Genomic DNA, 15515 nt, shown 5'->3' on the forward strand with positions numbered 1-15515 from the left:
AGAGTCACCGAAACCCTCGCTGGCATCACCCTATAGAGGAGTCTGCAAATAGCGGTGGGCAAAAGTAAAAGATCGGCGCATTTTGGCGCATAAAAAGGGGATGGGCTTTCCCCGACGGCTGCCGAGAAAAGCCCATCCCATAATTTAGGACCGCTAGAACGTTCCGCCGCCGCCTCCGCCGACGCCGCCGCCCCCGCCGCCCGAGAAGCCACCACCGCCGCCGCCGCTCGAGCTATCGGAACTCGAAGCCAGCTCACGGATGCTCTCGTGATACACGCCATCGAACGAATCGAGCGGAGACTGGTTTCCGTAGTGATGGTAGTACCACCAGTAGCAGGGGTAATTGTCGTAGAAGCCGTCGGCCTCGCGCACCTCGGGCGGCACGGCCTCGGCAAGCTGACGCAGAACTTCCTTGGAAACGCCCAGCGCCGCACCCATCACCAGAAGTTTATTCCACAGCACCAGATCGCCGGGGACGGCTTCCTTTAGACGCGTGAAGTCCTCGAGCCAATGCTTGAGCGCCTTGCAGCGAGCCGCCACCTCGGCGCCCTCCGGCGTAAGGCGGCGGAACGTAAGGCCCACGCCAATACCCACCAGCACAATCGGCACCGAGATAACCGCGGCGACAATGTTCACCTGTGCGCCGTCGGTAAAGAAGATGGATCCCACGGGAACAAAGGCGATCAGAGTACCAAGAACCAGGCAAAACACCATTGCGACAATGCCGTCCGAGGCAACGTACTCGCTATCGGCCAGTTTGCCCTTAACGGTGCTCTGATAGTCCTTGAGCTTGTCGCCCACGGGCGTAGCGTGCTGCTTAACATAGTGTTGCAGCTCGTCAAACGTGCGCGAGCGATCGCCGTTCTCGTCGGGCTTAGCACCGGCAAAGAAGACCTTGAGCACCATGCGGTCAATGCCCTTGGCCGACTTCCAGCCCGCATCGCTCACCGTCACACGATACGTCTGCTCCTCTTTTTCGCGACGGAGCAGGCCCTTCTTGCCCTTGGTCGCGATTGCCTCCTCTAACTTGATCACGCGATCGTCGGTGAGCTTCATGAGCGTGGCGATATATGCCTGATCGGGCACCTCGTTCCAGCTCATGAGGGCCGAAAGCACGGCGGGATGGTCGGCCGAGGGCACGTCGCGGAAGTATTCGTCCTGGAACAGCGGTTTGGGCTTGCGCTTGCGCAACTTGAGCACGACGATTGTGCCGGTAAAGGCCACCGCCGCGACAACGCTAACCACGGCAAGTGCATTGGCGATCATGCGGGCGTGAGCGCGGCGGGCGTTGGCCTCCTCGGCCCACGCCTTCTCCTCGCTCAGAATTGTCGACATGCGTTCCTTGCCCGAGGCGGCGAGCTGCGGCACCCAATCGCTGGGGAAGGCGATGCGCGCCTCGGCGAATTCGCCCTGATGCACGCAGGGTATGGTATAGGTGACCATGGGCTCGTCCGCGTCGAGCGACACGCCGCCCGTGAGCGGACCGTGGCCCCACGCACGGAAGTTATCGCCCTTGACGGCCGCCGTTCCGGCAGCGGCATTTGCGAAGTAAACTTCCATCTCGACGTCATCGGAGTCCGCAGACCAGCCGTCGCCCACAAACTTCCAGTAGAGCTCGGCGGTATCGGACCAGTTCATAACCGCACCGGTCATGGTGTAGCTCACGTAATAGATCGCGCTGTCGCCGCTCTCGTGGGGGCTGAACACCTTGATCTTTACGCCGCCGTCGGACTGCTCAACCGTATAGACGCCGTTGTCGCCTTTGTTTGCATAGTCAACCCTGCTAAACGCGGCATCATCTTCCTCGACGCTCAGCACATCGACACCCGCCGTACCACCCTGTTGGTTGGTGCCCGTATTGATATCCCAATACACGCCGTTGATGTCGTCGTCGAAATCAAACTGGCGTCCCTCGACAACGGTCAGCGACCCATCGGCTTCAACCGTGGCACCGATATAGGTTTGGGTCATGGAATACCCGTCGGCACGTGCAACGGCGGGCAACAGCAGCAGCACGCACGCGACGAGTGCGCAAATGGAAGCAAATCGCGCAAACGGGCAGCGCTGCCGACAAGCATTGGCAACGGGGGCGTTCATAGGCACATCCTTTGTCTGTAAAACCAACAGCGCCATTGTCCCACGTTTGCGGGTACACATGACGAACATCTAGGCGACCGGAGCGCCAAACGGGATGAAAGTCATGCCTGCCGCCAGCAGCTAATCATTGGGTAGTCATTGGGGACGTTCTTAAATGACTAGTCATGAGGGACACCCTTGGCATGGCCCGCGCCAGCAATAGATACCACTTCACAGCTCCGTCACAGGTGTAGCAGCTTTGTGTGGGCGCGGCACGCGCTGATTGAGCCGTCAGCCGAGGGGCATAAAGCAGTTGAGCGAAACTGGTTTGCCCCTTTGCCGTTCGCTCGAGGATCATGTCCCCCTTTTCCGCGGAAACCCCGGCAGTTGCGAAGAGCTGCCGGGGTTTCTGTTGTCTAAGGTACTGAGCTGATCGACAGGAATCAAAGCATCGAGCCTGCGGCCCACCATACGCAATGCGGGGCCTCGACAACTTGCGGACCACAGTGACGCCTCCCCATCGCGCCCCGCGCTATACTCGTCCGCATGGATATCAACGCACGCAACATAGCAACGCCCGCCGCGAACGCGCCAACAACGCCGCCCGCCTCCGTTCCCGTACCTGTCGTAGGCCGTTTTGCCCCGTCGCCCTCGGGCCGCATGCACCTGGGCAACGTGTTCAGCTGCCTGTGCTCGTGGCTTTCGGCCCGCAGCCAGGGCGGCAGCATCGTGTTGCGCATCGAGGACCTGGACGATCGCTGCAAGCGCCCGGAACTTGCCGCTCAATTGATTGACGACCTGGCCTGGCTAGGGCTTGAGTGGGACGAAGGCCCCTACTACCAGCACGATCGTCTGGACCTGTACGAAAGCGCCTTGCGCCGGCTGAATGACGTCGACCTCACCTATCCCTGCTTTTGTACGCGTGCCGAACTCCACGCCGCGAGCGCGCCGCATGCCAGCGACGGCACGCCCATCTACCGCGGCGCCTGTCGAAACCTTTCTGTCGAAGAGATCGCCCGCCGCAGCGTTCTGCGCGCCCCGGCCACGCGTCTGCGCGTGCCTACCGTCGATGACCTCGCCGGCGACGTGATCGAATTCGTGGACCGTACGTACGGCGCCCAATGCGAGGCACTCGCCACCGAGTGCGGCGACTTTTTGGTGCGCCGCAGCGACGGCGTTTTTGCCTACCAGCTAGCCGTGGTGGTCGACGACGCTGCCATGGGCGTCACCGAGGTCGTGCGCGGATGCGACCTGCTGGGCTCCACGCCCCGCCAAATCTACCTGCAACATCTGCTGGGACTTCCCACGCCGCATTACGCGCACATTCCGCTGCTCATGTCGCCGGACGGCCGCCGCCTTTCCAAGCGCGACCGCGATCTGGACCTGGGCGAGCTACGCGCACGCTTTGGCACGCCCGAGGCACTGATGGGATGGCTCGCCGGGCAAACGGGCATCGCGCCGGACACCACGTCGCGCTCTGCCGAGCAGTTGGTCGAGCACTTTAGCTGGAATGTCATCCGCGCGCACCGCGAGAACATCACCGTAACGGCCGAGTAGCCAAATACCTCGCCCCTACGCAACGTCCCAGGGCTGGAGTTCGTCGCCCAAGCGAACGATGCAGTCGTAGAGCACGGTATGGCGCTCGGCAGGGTTGGCATCCCGATGAAAATGCCCGTAGTACCAACGCTTGTAATCCAAGCGGTCTTCCAGCTCATCGAAAAATGCTGTAAGTCGGTCGACGTCGGGGCAATTCCAGCCGGGCGCAGGATAGAGCGTGGGCGAAAGCATGCGCGTAGAGCAGGTATGGGTGACCACGTAGTCAACCTTCCAGCCCACGCTGTCGAGCTTTGTCCGCGCCTCCTCAAAGTTGCGCTCGTCCGGCAGCTCCTGTGGCCACCAGCTGGAATAGGGAATGCGGTATTCCTTATCCACGCTCGTGGCGCCGCCCATGGTAAAGATCGTTGAGCCGTCGAGCTCAAAAACCTCGCCGCGCGTCAGGCGCCGTATGGGAGAGGTGTCCGACAGGCGTTGCGTTAGCCCACCGTGCCACAGCTCCATGGGACGCTCCGCCCAGTGATCGAAACGCTCGTGGTTGCCGTCGACGAACAGCACGGTATAGGGACGCGATTCCAGCCAGGCGATGTCGGCGCATTCCTCGGCAGAGAAATCCCACGGAAAGCCAAAGTCGCCGGCGACAAGCAGATAGTCTTCGCTCGTCAGACTATCCCCAAGATCCCAGTCGCGCAGCTTTTGCATGTCGAGGCCGCCGTGAATATCGCCCGTCACATAGACCGTCATCGGATCACCGCTTCCCCGTAAGTAGCTAGCCCACATTCTGCACGATCACTAAGCCAATCGTTCCAGCCCTTCCATCCCTTAGGGCTTACCCCTCGTTCTTCCATCCAAACGGGTCAAGCACCCAAAAAACCAGATCGAGCACGCCGCCGGTCATAATAGCGCCGGCAAGGGCCATGCAAACGTGCAGAGAACCGGCACTTCGGAGCACGTCGAATGGTCCCAGAACAGCCAACAGCGCGACCGCTGCGCCGACCACGCACAGCGCGAGGCACGGCCCCACGTCCTTGACGCACTTCTTTGCGAGATGCTTGGTGTTATCACTCATCAATATCGGACTCCTTAGAGGGCCGTTGTTTGGGTACATGCCGCCGCGGCAGAGCAGGGCGGCAGGGTAAGTGTCACATGTCGTGCGGACATCAATGGAGAAACCACCTGCTCGACCAACCCTTAACGCCGTTTTGCACCGGCACTCCATCCCCCGCTATCGAGGTCTAATACTTTTCCGCGAAGTGAACGTCTGTTTTTGGACCCCTGAAGCATCCACATTTTTCGTCGGCAAAATCGCAGGATTTCAGCATCGAAACCGCAGGAAACGGCACCTCTAAAGTGTCGATGCTTCGGGGGTCCGTTTTAGCTCGTTCACTTCTCGGGAAAAGTATTAGACCTCGCTGCTAGCTACCCAGAAGGGCACCTCTTCCTCCCCCACACCACCCAAAAACTCATCCAACATTAATCTTGGCTCAAGAATCGCTTAATCTATAACCTGCACTATAAAGTTCGACCAAGGGCGGGGCGGCGCCGCGCAACGCAGATCGCCGAACGCAACGCTCGCGCCCGGGCAGATCGCCTGGCGTCGTGCCCATCGAACGAAAGGACAGGTCATGGACGACCTCGAAAAAGTTGAAACCATCCGCACCAAGTGCAACGTGAGCTACACCGATGCCAAGGCCGCGCTCGACGCCACCGACGGCAACGTTCTGGATGCCATCATTTGGCTCGAGTCGCAAGGCAAGACCCAGACCACATCGGCGCACGCCGCCACCGAATCCGAGCCGGTCGATGAACCCTCGGCCGAGATGGTCGCCGCGCAGGCAGCCTACGAGAAGTCGAGCGAAAAGACTGACTTTTCCAAGAAGATGGACAGCGTGTGGGAGTACCTCAAAAAGCTCTTCCGCCTGAGCCTGGACACCAAGTTTATCGCCACGCGCCGCGACGCCATCATCCTCAACATCCCTATTCTGATCCCCATCGTCGCCCTGTTTGCCTGGGGCGCCACGATATGGCTCATGCTGATTGGCCTGTTCTTTGGCATGCGCTACCGCATCGATAGCGACGGCGACGTGCCCGGCAGCATCAACAACCTTATGAATCACGCCGCCGACGCCGCGGACGACATCAAGCAAAACCTGAACGACGACAAGTAATCGCAGACGGGGACACGCATGGCACGGATCCTGATCGTAGAGGACGAGGAGAAAATCGCCCGCTTTGTGACGCTCGAGCTGGAGCACGAGGGCTACCAGGTGGAGCACGCCGCCGACGGCCGCACCGCCGTGGACCTAGCGCTGGAGCGCGACTACGATCTGATTCTGCTCGATGTGCTGTTGCCGCAGCTCAACGGCATGGAGGTCTTGCGGCGTGTCCGCAAGCACAAGGATGTGCCGGTGATTATGGTCACCGCGCGCGATGCCGTGATGGACAAGGTGGCCGGCCTCGATGCCGGTGCCGACGATTACCTGACCAAGCCGTTTGCGATTGAGGAGCTGTTCGCACGGATTCGCGTGGCGCTGAAGCGCGCGGAGGCCGTGCGGGCGGCTTCGGGCGTTGGCGGCGCCGGCGCCGGGGCGGGTATGGCGGGTGGCACGGCCGAGAACGCCGCTGCGATACCCCCGGCCAGCGACACGGCCCAGACCGCTGCCTCGCCCTCCCCCGCCGCGCTCACCGTGGGCTCGGTCGTGCTCGACCCCGACCGCCGCGAAGTCACGGTCGGCGGCTCGCCCATCGCGCTCACGGCCCGCGAGTTCGACGTTCTCGCCCTGCTTATGACACATGCCGAAACCGTGCTCACACGCGAGCGCATCGCGCACGAGGCGCTGGGCTACGAATACGTGGGCGACACCAACAACGTCGACGTGCACATCGCGCACCTGCGTGCCAAGATCGAGGACGCCGGCGGCGCCCGCATCATCCAGACCGTGCGCGGGGTGGGCTATGTCTGCCGTGCGTAACGCCGAGGCCAAGCGTGTCACCTCCATCGCCCGCGCCATCAACTGGAGCTATATATGGCGCCGCCTGATGAGCTACGTCTGGCTCGATCTGCTGCTGATGGTGATTGCGGCGGCGATCCTCGTCTATGGATACAACCAGACGCTGCCCGAAGGCGCGTTTACCGCAGGATGGATCCCCAGCGCCGCCGTTCACGGCATGTCGCTGAAGCCCGCGCGCGACTGGGACCTGACAACGCTCACCTATACCGTCGAGCTTGCGCGTACCACCAAGACTTTCCCTCTCGCGCAGGACCTCGTCGCGCTATGGCCTCTCTACTTTGTCGTTGTGGGTTGGCAGGTCATCAGCGTGCTCAACATGCTCGGCGGCGCGAGGCGCGTACGCCGCACCATGGCACCGCTCAACGACTTGGCCCTGCGCGTGGACGAACTCGGCCGCATGCAACTCTCCGGCGGCAAGATGGAAACACTGGAGCAGGCCATCGAGCGCGCGAGTGTCGACTCGCCGAGCGTCACCACCGGCGACGCCGACCTGGCAAGCATCGAGGTCGCGCTCAACCGGCTACTGCGCCAGATGCAAGAGGCCAAGCTGCAGCAGATGCGCTTTGTCAACGATGCAAGCCACGAGCTGCGCACGCCCATCGCGGTGATTCAGGGCTACGTAAACATGCTCGACCGCTGGGGCAAAGACGACCCGGACGTGCTGGCGGAATCCATCGCGTCCCTCAAGGCCGAAAGCGAGCATATGCAGGAGCTTGTGGAGCAGCTGCTGTTTTTGGCACGCGGCGATGCCGGGCGCACGGTCCTGCGGCGTGCGCATACCAACCTGGCCGCACTGGCCGGCGAGGTGTGCGGGGAATCGCAGATGATCGACGCCGCGCACACGTATCGGCTGGCTTTTGACGCTGCATTTGCCAACGATCCGCGCTGCGACGCACCTGTCGACGTGGCGCTTGTGAAGCAGGCTCTGCGCGTGATCGTGCAGAACGCCGCCAAGTATTCGAACGCGGGAACGACCGTCACGTTTGCCATAACTCCCGATACGGGCACGGGCGCGATCGACATAAGTGTTGAGGACGAGGGTATCGGTATGAACCAGGAGTCCGCAGCTCACGTGTTTGAACGGTTCTACCGCGCCGACAACGCACGCGATGCCGGCGCGCAGGGCTCGGGCCTGGGGCTTGCCATTGCTAAGTGGATTGTCGATAGCCATGGCGGTGCCATTGGCGTGACCTCGGTCGAGGGCGTCGGCAGCCGCTTTACGATTCGCCTGCCACGGTAGGAAGCCCCCTCGTGAATCGAGGTCTAATACTTTTCCAGAGAAGTGAACGAGCGTATTTGGACCCCTGAAGCATCCACATTTTTCGACGGGAAAGTCGCAGGATTCCAGCATCAAAACCGCAGGAAACGGTACCCTCAAAGTGTCGATGCTTCGGGGGTCCAATTCTGCTCGTTCACTTCTCGGGAAAAGTATTAGACCCCGATTTCATGTCCCCTCAAAAGGTCGACCCCTCGGCATAAAAAAGGGATAGGGCCATGCGGCCCTATCCCTTTTTTCGTTATAGCAGCTTGCGCGCTACTCGCGACACAGGTGCACGGCGAAGCCGGCGAACTCGCGCTTAAAGTACACAAGCTTGGTGCCGCCGTCGGGCAGCAGCACGCGCGACTCCTCGTTGACCTCGAGCCCGTGCTCGGCAAACCACTTCTCGGCAGCATCGATGTCGTTGACGGCAAAGCCTATGTGGCCCTTGGCGCCACGACCGTTCTGCTTCATGATCTCGACCAGCGAGTCGTTAAAGTACGAAATCGGGGTCTCGCTGACGGGCAGGCCCATCATCGTCGAGAACAGCTCCGCGATCTCCAGGGCGTCTGCCGGGTCGGTGGCGTTAATGCCCACATGGGCAACGCGCATGCCAAAGAGCTCGACCGGGTTGGCGTTCTGCTCGTTCATACAGGCAGCGTCTACTGAGCCATGACGTCGAGAACGGCCTTCTCGGCAGCGACGCGGTTCATGCCGGTCATAAAGGGCACGCCGCTCACGTACGGGCAGGTGAGGCCCTCGGGGGCAACGGTGGTGGCGATCAGCAGGTCGGCGCCCTCGTCGCAAGCGTCCTTGGCCTCGGAAATGGCGCACTGCACGATCTCATACTTGCCGGCGTAACCGTTGGCGTCGAGCATGGTGGCGACCTTCTGGGCAACGAGCGTGGAAGTAGCAGCGCCAGCACCGCAAGCCAAAACGATCTTCTTCATAGGTAATGTCTCCCTTCATGGTTTACTTTAGGTAAGTGTACCGCAGCGAGCGATGGCGCTCGGCCTCGATGCACTTTTGTGCCAGTTTGCTTGCACGCTGCGTATAATACATCTAGTACGTTTTGTCATACCGCTTGTTTTACGAGCGACCGAGGAGCTCAATATGCCCGATTCCCGCACACTCTGGACCGTCGTCGTTGTCATCTGTATCGCCGTGTCGCTGCTCTTTAGCATCAAAAAACGCACCACGTTTAAACGCCTGCAGCGGCTCATGGCCGCCAAACAGTGGGACGAGTTCGATCGTTTGCTCGACGGCAAACTCACCAGCATGCTGTACCCGCGCTACAACCGCGACTACCTGCGCCTGAACTCCTATCTGCTGCGCGAGGACCACGAGCGCGCCGACGAGATGTTTGACCTGCTGCTGGGGCTCAACCTGCCCAAGATGCAGCGCGTCGATCTGGTGATCAAGGCCTTTAACTACTACGTTGGCCAGGAGGACCGCAAAAAGTCCAAGGAGCTGCTGCACGAGATCAAGGGCTTTGAGGGTGGCCAAGCCGAGGCAGTCGCGCACGAATGCCAGCTGATGTACGACACGATGATCCTCAAGCGCCACAACGACATTCCCGAGCTGGAGCGCATGCTCGAGGATGTCGGCAACGACCCGGTCAAGCGCTGCCGACTGGAGTACCTGCTGGCCCTGCAGTACCAAAACAAGGGCGACGAGGCAAAGTTCCAAGAGTTCCTCGAGAAGTCGGGCCAACACTCGATGGCCGTCAACGCGTAACGGACGGCTTGTGCTAGACTTCTAGTCTTACGGGGGCGTGGCGGAATTGGCATACGCAGGAGACTTAAAATCTCTCGCCGCAAGGATTGTGGGTTCGAGTCCCACCGCCCCTACCATATGGAGCTTTCGAGCCCGTATCCCCAAGGGATGCGGGCTCGCTTCTTCTGGACACCGTCAAGCCTCTAAGAAGTTGCGGTGGAATAGTTCCTGTTTTGGCAGTTTATCAGCCCATTTAGGAACTATTTCACCGCAACTTATGAGGGGATGGTTAAAGGACGCTGAGGCTGGGGGTCCAGGCGATGGTGGGGGTCGCGCCGTCGAGAACCTCGTTGATGGTGGCGGCCATTCCGGCGAGCAGGCTGTTCTCGCTTACAGTGAGCGCGTCGTAGCCGCCGGCTCGCATGAGCTCGCGAATCACCACAGCACCAGCCAGGATCACGCCCGCACGCTTGGGTTGCACGCCTGGCAACGCGGCGATGCCCGCGACATCCAGCGAGGACATGCGCTCGATAGCGGCCGAAACCTGGTCCAGCGAAAGCTCACGCAGGTGCACAAAACTCGAATCATACGGCTCCAGCTCGTGAACGAGCGCAACGAGCGTGGTGACGGTGCCACCCACCGCGACCAGGCGCTCGGCTCGCTCAAAGTCGACCGGCAAGCTCTTAAAGTAGCCCGCAAACTGCTCGTTTGCCCACGCGCCAGCGGCGGCAAGCTCGCTGCCCGTTGGCGGCAGCGCCGAGAAAAACCGCTCCGTCACGCGGCGACAACCGATGTCCAGCGAGCGCGTTCCCTCCAGCGCAAAGACCCCACGCTCCGGCGCATAGACGCCCGTCGCGAGCTCCGTGGATCCGCCACCCGAATCGGCAACAATGATGCGCTCGCCGGCAAAGTCGTGCGCCACGCCAAAAAACGTCAGGCGCGCCTCGACCTCGCCCGGAATCACCTGCGGCTCGAGCCCCAGCTCGCGCAGGCCGTCCAGCAGCAGCGCGGCATTGGACGCATCGCGCGCGGCGCTCGTGCACGTGGTGCAGATGCACGCGGCCCCAAAGGCACGGGCCTCGTCCACAAACATTCGGCACGCAGCGAGCACGCGCCCAACGGCCGCCTCGCAAAAGCGCCCCGTTGCGTCCACGCCCTCGCCCAAGTCGGTAATCTCGGTATGCTTGGACGATTCCACGATCGCCCCGTCCTCGACCTGGGCCAGCACCAGTCGCGACGACACCGTTCCCAGGTCAATCGCCGCCACCTTATATCGTTTGCAATTCGTCATTGCGGCCCCCCTCCGGGCGCTACTCGCCATTGGACACGACTGTCTGGCCCTCGACGCCGTTAAATCCAAACAGCATGTCGAGCGTCTGGATGTACCACGGCGCGTCCTTGCCGACCTCTTCGATTTCCTTGGCAACTTCGCTGGCCTTCTTGGCGTTCGACGACTTCTGGCTCGACGAGGCATCGGAATCGTCGTCCAGGCCCTGCACTTCAATCCTCTTCTCGCCGGGCATCACCAGACCCAGGTCCTCGGTCGCCGCGTCCTTAATGCCCTCCTCCGAGAGCAGCTTGTCGACGCTTTTTTGCAGGTCGTCATTATATTGCTCGCGAATCTCGACCTGCTTGGCCAAGATGTCGCTCGAGCGTTTTGCCACATACAGGTCGCGCACGGGGAAGTACAGGCTCACGAGCGCCAGGGCGACGACAATGCCAACAAACAGCCCTCGCTGGGGACCGTGGGTAAAATCATAGATTGCCTTGACCACCGCGTTATCGTTGGCGTAGTGCATAAAGTCCGAGCCCGAAAGACGGCTTGAGGGACGGCGCGGCTTGTCGGACGCCTGGGTCGAAGGGCGCGACGTATGCTTGGAACGCGATGGGCGCACCGGACTGTCCGAGGAACTATTTGGCTGAGCATTGGGATGCGAAGTCGCCGGCGAGCTATACCTGGAGCGATCAGCGCCAGCATAACCAGACCCGCCAAGCTGCACCGAATGCGCACGGCGAGGTGACGGTTCGCGCGAACCGGCGGAATAGTGCCTGTTGTCGTAAATCTGATCCATGTGCGCCTTGTGCGGTTGAGGTTTGTTTGCGCTAAGTCCTTTAGTTATAGCACGCGGGCGGACCAGCCGGACGAGCCGTAGGACAAATCCATTACTCGAGCGCGCGTGGTCGCCAACGGGCAAGTCGACGGGGCGCCGCCCTTACGCCCCGCCGACCAACACCGTGTCCTACTCCTCTGCCTTTGCGGCATCCCACAGGTCGTTGAGCCCGTGGGTCGAAAGCTCGGCAAGATCAACATGGGCATCGGCCGCCATCTGCTCCATTGCGGCCCAACGGCGGCGGAACTTGGCCGTGCTCGCGCGCAGGGCGCTCTCGGCGTCGATGCCCTCTTTGCGCGCAACGTTGACCAGGGCAAAGAGCAGGTCGCCAAACTCCATCTCGCGCTCGGGCGAGCCGGGCTCCTCGGCCTCAAACTCGGCACGTTCCTCGGCGACCTCGTCCCACACATCTTGGACGGTCTCCCACTCAAAGCCCACGGCAGCCGCCTTGCGCGAAACCTTCTGAGCCTGCATCAGCGCCGGCAGATGCGTGGGCACGCCGTCGAGCAGGCCCTCGGGCGCAGCATCGCCCGCCGCCACGGCCTGGTCCTTGGCGGCCTTCTCGGCAAGTTTGACCTCGTCCCAAATCTTGAGCACCTCATCGGAGTTGTCGGCATCCACATCGCCAAACACGTGCGGATGGCGGCGAATGAGCTTGGCGTCGATATCGCGCGCCACGTCGGCCAGCGTAAACTCGCCGGCGTCCGCCGCGATCTGCGCATGCAGCACGACTTGCATGAGCACATCGCCCAGCTCCTCGCGAAGATGGGCCGCGTCATCCGCCTCGATGCAGTCGAGCGCCTCGTAGGCCTCCTCGATCATGTTCTTGCCAATGCTCTGGTGCGTCTGCTCGCGGTCCCACGGGCAGCCGTCGGGCTGACGCAGGCGCCAGATAGTCTGTACCAGATGTTGTAACTCGGCCGATGCATCGACCAGCGTGGACAGGTCGCGCGAACCTTCGGCATTTTGCTGAGCCATGTGCTCGGCCATGGTTAGTCCTCCTCCATGATCACATGGCGGAACGCGCCGCCCTCGTAGATACCATAGCTGTGCGTGCCGTCCTTGGGGATGCTCACGCTGCCGGGATTGAAGAGCCACAGACCCGGGTGCGCGGTGCTTTCCTCGTTGACCTTGACGTGCGTGTGGCCGTAGACGAGCGCGGAGCCCTCGGGCAGCGCGGGCACGTGGTCGACGCTGTTGTGCATGCCGGCGCCAAAGACGTGGCCGTGCGTCAGGAACAGCTCGCGGCCGACCTCGTCGAACAGTGTGGCGTAGTCGGCCATGACGGGAAAGTCGAGAACCATCTGGTCGACCTCGGCGTCGCAGTTGCCGCGCACCGCGATAATGCGGTCGGCCAGGGCGTTGAGCAGCGGGATCACGCGCTTGGGAGCGTAGTCGCGCGGCAGGTCGTTGCGCGGACCGTGATAAAGCAGGTCGCCCAGCAAGACGATGCGGTCGGGCTGCTCGGCTTCGATGGCGGCGCAGAGGCGCTCGGTCCAATATGCCGAGCCGTGGATGTCAGAAGCGATGAGGTATTTCATGGAGGTCCTTCCGGGGTGGGGTTGACGTGGCCGGGCGCGGAATGTCGCCACCAGCCGCGTTATTCAAATCGCAGTGCCGCGCTCTGGGCCGCCTGCATCACGCGTTGGAGCGGCACATTGTGCTCACGGGCAAGGCGGGCGCAGTCTTCGTACTCGGGCGCCGCACGCTCACTGCCGTCGGGCAAGGTGGCCACCTTGACGGACACCTCGCCCCACGGCGTCGTTACGCGCTCAAAGTAGCGCGGCAGGCAAACGCGCTCCATAACCTGGCGGCGAATGCCATTGGTCGTGGTTTCCAAAAAGATGATCGTCTGCAGGCGCTCGATATCCTCGTGGGTGCAGATTACCTGCAACTGCCAGCCAGGACGGCCTTTCTTGCAATAGAGGGGCAGCCAGTGCACCTCGCGCGCGCCGGCCTCGCGCAGGCGGTCGGCGGCGTAGGCGAGCACCTCGGGCGACGCGTCGTCGATGTCGCACTCCAGCTTGACGATGGTTTCGGGCGCATCGGTCTCGCGGGACAGCGGAGATGTAGTTCCACGTTGCATACGGTCCGGCTCCTTTCCGCACGGGCTCGTTTTATTCACCCAAACGCTAGCACATCGCGAGCGGCGCAAGTGTGGCGGCGCGCGATGAGCGCGATTTTCCTTGTCTGCAAGAACCGACACTCCACCGCCTCGGCCAAACATGTACATCAGCCTCCAAACATGTCATTTTTTGTCAGTTTTGGAGGCTGAGGTACATGATTCGAAGCAAGGCCGATGTCGCGAGCTCGCCCTTATGCGCCGCCCGTCCTTTCCAGTCGATTTCGGCCCCCGGCGCGTACATCGCACTGGGGCCGCGCCGTTACAATGGAGCAGATTCGCTTGACGTAAAGGAGCCGCCATGCCTGCTTGCCCGCTGGTCGATTGCCATACTCACACCTCGTTCTCGGACGGACACGCCTCGTTTGAAGACAACGTCCGCGCCGCTGCTGCGGCCGGTTGCCGCACCATAGTCTCGACCGATCACCTTACCCTGCCTGCCAGCATGGATGCCACCTGCGAGGTACAGGTTGTCGAGGGCGACCTGCCGGCGCATCGTCTGGCTTTTGAGGATGCCCGCAAGCTTGCCGCGCAGATTGCGCCGGAGCTCGAGCTTGTCTATGGCTTTGAGTGCGATTGGTACGAAGGCTGCGAGCCTTTGGTTGAGCGCTGGTCCCGGGGCGCCGTCGTACGCCTGGGCAGCGTGCATTGGATTGGTAACCCGGGCAATATCATGGCAGGCGCTGCGGGCACGACGGGGACAGAGGGCGTCGCACGCCCCGATACGCCCGACTCACGCTGCGGCTGGATCGACGACGACACCAACCTGCACGTTTGGGAAAACCTGGGCGTGCGCGGCGTGTGGGAGCGCTATGTCGATGACTGGTGCCGCGCCTGCGAAAGCTCGCTCAACTTTGATGTGATGGCTCACCCCGACCTGGTCATGCGATTTTCGAAGGAAGGCTTTGCGCCCGATTTTGACCCCGCACCGTTTTGGCGGCAGATGGCCGAGTGTGCGCACGATACGGGCCGCCGCGTTGAGGTCTCGACCGCCGCACCGCGCAAGGGGCTCGACGACTACTATCCCGCGACCGGCCTTTTGCGCTGCTTTGCCCATGCTGAGGCGCCCATTACCTTTGGCTCGGATGCGCACCGCGCCTGTGATATTTGCTGGAATATCCGCGAGGCCCAAGCCCATGCCTACGACTGCGGCTACCGAACCTTCGACATCCCCCACCCCACCGGCGAATGGGAGTCCACACCCCTCGCCTAGCCATCCCTTCATAAGTTGCGGTGAAATAGCTCCTATTTATAGCCCTAAGACCGTCAAACAAGAACTATTCCACCGCAACTTCTATGGTCATCGGGGACGTTCTTTAACGACTAGTGGCGGCGGGCGTTGAGTTCGCCGGCCAGCTCGTCGAGGGTAATGCCGTAGCGCTCAAGCGTCACGAGCAGGTGGTAGACCAGGTCGCCAGCCTCGTAGCGAATGTGATCATGGTCGTTATCCTTGCAGGCCATGATCACCTCGCTCGCCTCCTCGGCAAGCTTCTTGAGCAGCTCATCCTCCACATCGGTCAGCAGTCGAGCGGTATAGCTTTCCTGCGGCGACGCATCGCGACGACCGTGAATCACCTCGGCCAGCCCCGTTAGCGTCTCGCCGATATTTCCATCCTGAACATTTGCGGTACGCACACCCATGGTTCAATCCTTTCTGGTCGGCCAAG

17 protein-coding genes and 1 tRNA gene are annotated in these 15515 nt (G+C 61.8%); 7 read left to right on the plus strand and 11 right to left on the minus strand.

Annotated features, from left to right (window positions below; translation table 11 throughout):
• Positions 1-153: 153 nt before the first annotated feature.
• Positions 154-2097 carry a DUF2207 family protein gene (locus tag ACTQZF_RS05150; RefSeq protein ID WP_441554713.1) on the minus strand — a complete coding sequence of 648 codons (1944 nt, stop codon included), beginning with the start codon at positions 2095-2097 and terminating at the stop codon, positions 154-156.
• A gap of 525 nt (positions 2098-2622) precedes the next feature.
• Between ACTQZF_RS05150 and gluQRS the strand changes: the two genes are divergently transcribed.
• On the plus strand, positions 2623-3633 hold the full coding sequence (gene gluQRS, locus ACTQZF_RS05155; RefSeq protein WP_441554714.1) for a tRNA glutamyl-Q(34) synthetase GluQRS: 1011 nt from the start codon (positions 2623-2625) through the stop codon (positions 3631-3633).
• Between the two features lie 15 nt (positions 3634-3648).
• Here the strand turns inward: gluQRS and ACTQZF_RS05160 are convergent, their stop codons facing one another.
• Together ACTQZF_RS05160 and ACTQZF_RS05165 are read right to left on the minus strand one after the other, a co-directional pair.
• On the minus strand, positions 3649-4374 hold the full coding sequence (locus ACTQZF_RS05160) for a metallophosphoesterase (protein ID WP_441554715.1): 726 nt from the start codon (positions 4372-4374) through the stop codon (positions 3649-3651).
• A gap of 85 nt (positions 4375-4459) precedes the next feature.
• Complete coding sequence (locus tag ACTQZF_RS05165; RefSeq protein WP_441554716.1) at positions 4460-4699, minus strand: hypothetical protein; 240 nt, start codon at positions 4697-4699, stop codon at positions 4460-4462.
• Between the two features lie 556 nt (positions 4700-5255).
• Between ACTQZF_RS05165 and ACTQZF_RS05170 the strand changes: the two genes are divergently transcribed.
• Genes ACTQZF_RS05170 through ACTQZF_RS05180 form a run of 3 tightly spaced genes read left to right on the plus strand, consistent with a single transcriptional unit; the run spans position 5256 to position 7881 of the window.
• The gene (locus tag ACTQZF_RS05170) at positions 5256-5798 is read left to right on the plus strand and encodes a DUF4342 domain-containing protein (RefSeq protein WP_441554717.1); all 543 of its coding nucleotides are present in this window, start codon (positions 5256-5258) and stop codon (positions 5796-5798) included.
• A gap of 18 nt (positions 5799-5816) precedes the next feature.
• Complete coding sequence (locus ACTQZF_RS05175; protein ID WP_441554718.1) at positions 5817-6602, plus strand: response regulator transcription factor; 786 nt, start codon at positions 5817-5819, stop codon at positions 6600-6602.
• The gene (locus tag ACTQZF_RS05180) at positions 6586-7881 is read left to right on the plus strand and encodes a sensor histidine kinase (protein WP_441554719.1); all 1296 of its coding nucleotides are present in this window, start codon (positions 6586-6588) and stop codon (positions 7879-7881) included. Before ACTQZF_RS05175 ends, ACTQZF_RS05180 begins: the two co-directional genes overlap by 17 nt.
• A 294-nt stretch (positions 7882-8175) precedes the next feature.
• Here ACTQZF_RS05180 and ACTQZF_RS05185 read toward each other — a convergent pair whose 3' ends face one another.
• Positions 8176-8550, minus strand: a complete 375-nt coding sequence (locus tag ACTQZF_RS05185) for a VOC family protein (RefSeq protein WP_427718886.1) — start codon at positions 8548-8550, stop codon at positions 8176-8178.
• Positions 8551-8561: 11 nt separating this feature from the next.
• The gene (locus ACTQZF_RS05190; RefSeq protein ID WP_055252380.1) at positions 8562-8849 is read right to left on the minus strand and encodes a PTS sugar transporter subunit IIB; all 288 of its coding nucleotides are present in this window, start codon (positions 8847-8849) and stop codon (positions 8562-8564) included.
• Between the two features lie 163 nt (positions 8850-9012).
• Between ACTQZF_RS05190 and ACTQZF_RS05195 the strand changes: the two genes are divergently transcribed.
• Positions 9013-9636 carry a hypothetical protein gene (locus tag ACTQZF_RS05195; protein WP_427718884.1) on the plus strand — a complete coding sequence of 208 codons (624 nt, stop codon included), beginning with the start codon at positions 9013-9015 and terminating at the stop codon, positions 9634-9636.
• A 31-nt stretch (positions 9637-9667) separates the two neighbouring features.
• Positions 9668-9752 (plus strand) — tRNA-Leu (locus ACTQZF_RS05200).
• Between the two features lie 152 nt (positions 9753-9904).
• Here ACTQZF_RS05200 and ACTQZF_RS05205 read toward each other — a convergent pair.
• From ACTQZF_RS05205 to larC, 5 genes are all read right to left on the minus strand, one after another.
• Positions 9905-10906, minus strand: a complete 1002-nt coding sequence (locus ACTQZF_RS05205) for a Ppx/GppA phosphatase family protein (protein WP_427728497.1) — start codon at positions 10904-10906, stop codon at positions 9905-9907.
• Between the two features lie 19 nt (positions 10907-10925).
• Entirely contained in the window at positions 10926-11687 is a 762-nt protein-coding gene (locus ACTQZF_RS05210; protein ID WP_441545384.1) for a hypothetical protein, read from the minus strand.
• Positions 11688-11855: 168 nt separating this feature from the next.
• Positions 11856-12716, minus strand: a complete 861-nt coding sequence (gene mazG / locus ACTQZF_RS05215) for a nucleoside triphosphate pyrophosphohydrolase (RefSeq protein WP_427795453.1) — start codon at positions 12714-12716, stop codon at positions 11856-11858.
• A 2-nt stretch (positions 12717-12718) separates the two neighbouring features.
• Positions 12719-13267, minus strand: coding sequence for a phosphodiesterase (gene yfcE / locus ACTQZF_RS05220; RefSeq protein WP_154515089.1), 549 nt, complete (start codon positions 13265-13267; stop codon positions 12719-12721).
• Positions 13268-13326: 59 nt separating this feature from the next.
• Positions 13327-13812, minus strand: coding sequence for a nickel insertion protein (larC, locus tag ACTQZF_RS05225; RefSeq protein ID WP_441054196.1), 486 nt, complete (start codon positions 13810-13812; stop codon positions 13327-13329).
• A 337-nt stretch (positions 13813-14149) separates the two neighbouring features.
• Here larC and ACTQZF_RS05230 point away from each other — a divergent pair, with 337 nt between their 5' ends.
• A complete protein-coding gene (locus ACTQZF_RS05230) occupies positions 14150-15061 on the plus strand; it encodes a PHP domain-containing protein (RefSeq protein WP_441554720.1) in 912 nt (303 codons plus the stop codon).
• A gap of 110 nt (positions 15062-15171) precedes the next feature.
• Here ACTQZF_RS05230 and hisE read toward each other — a convergent pair whose 3' ends face one another.
• Positions 15172-15489, minus strand: coding sequence for a phosphoribosyl-ATP diphosphatase (gene hisE / locus ACTQZF_RS05235; RefSeq protein ID WP_006235893.1), 318 nt, complete (start codon positions 15487-15489; stop codon positions 15172-15174).
• Positions 15490-15515: the final 26 nt, after the last annotated feature.

Origin of the sequence: Collinsella sp. LCP19S3_H3 (assembly GCF_052119145.1) — a bacterium.
GTDB lineage: Bacteria > Actinomycetota > Coriobacteriia > Coriobacteriales > Coriobacteriaceae > Collinsella.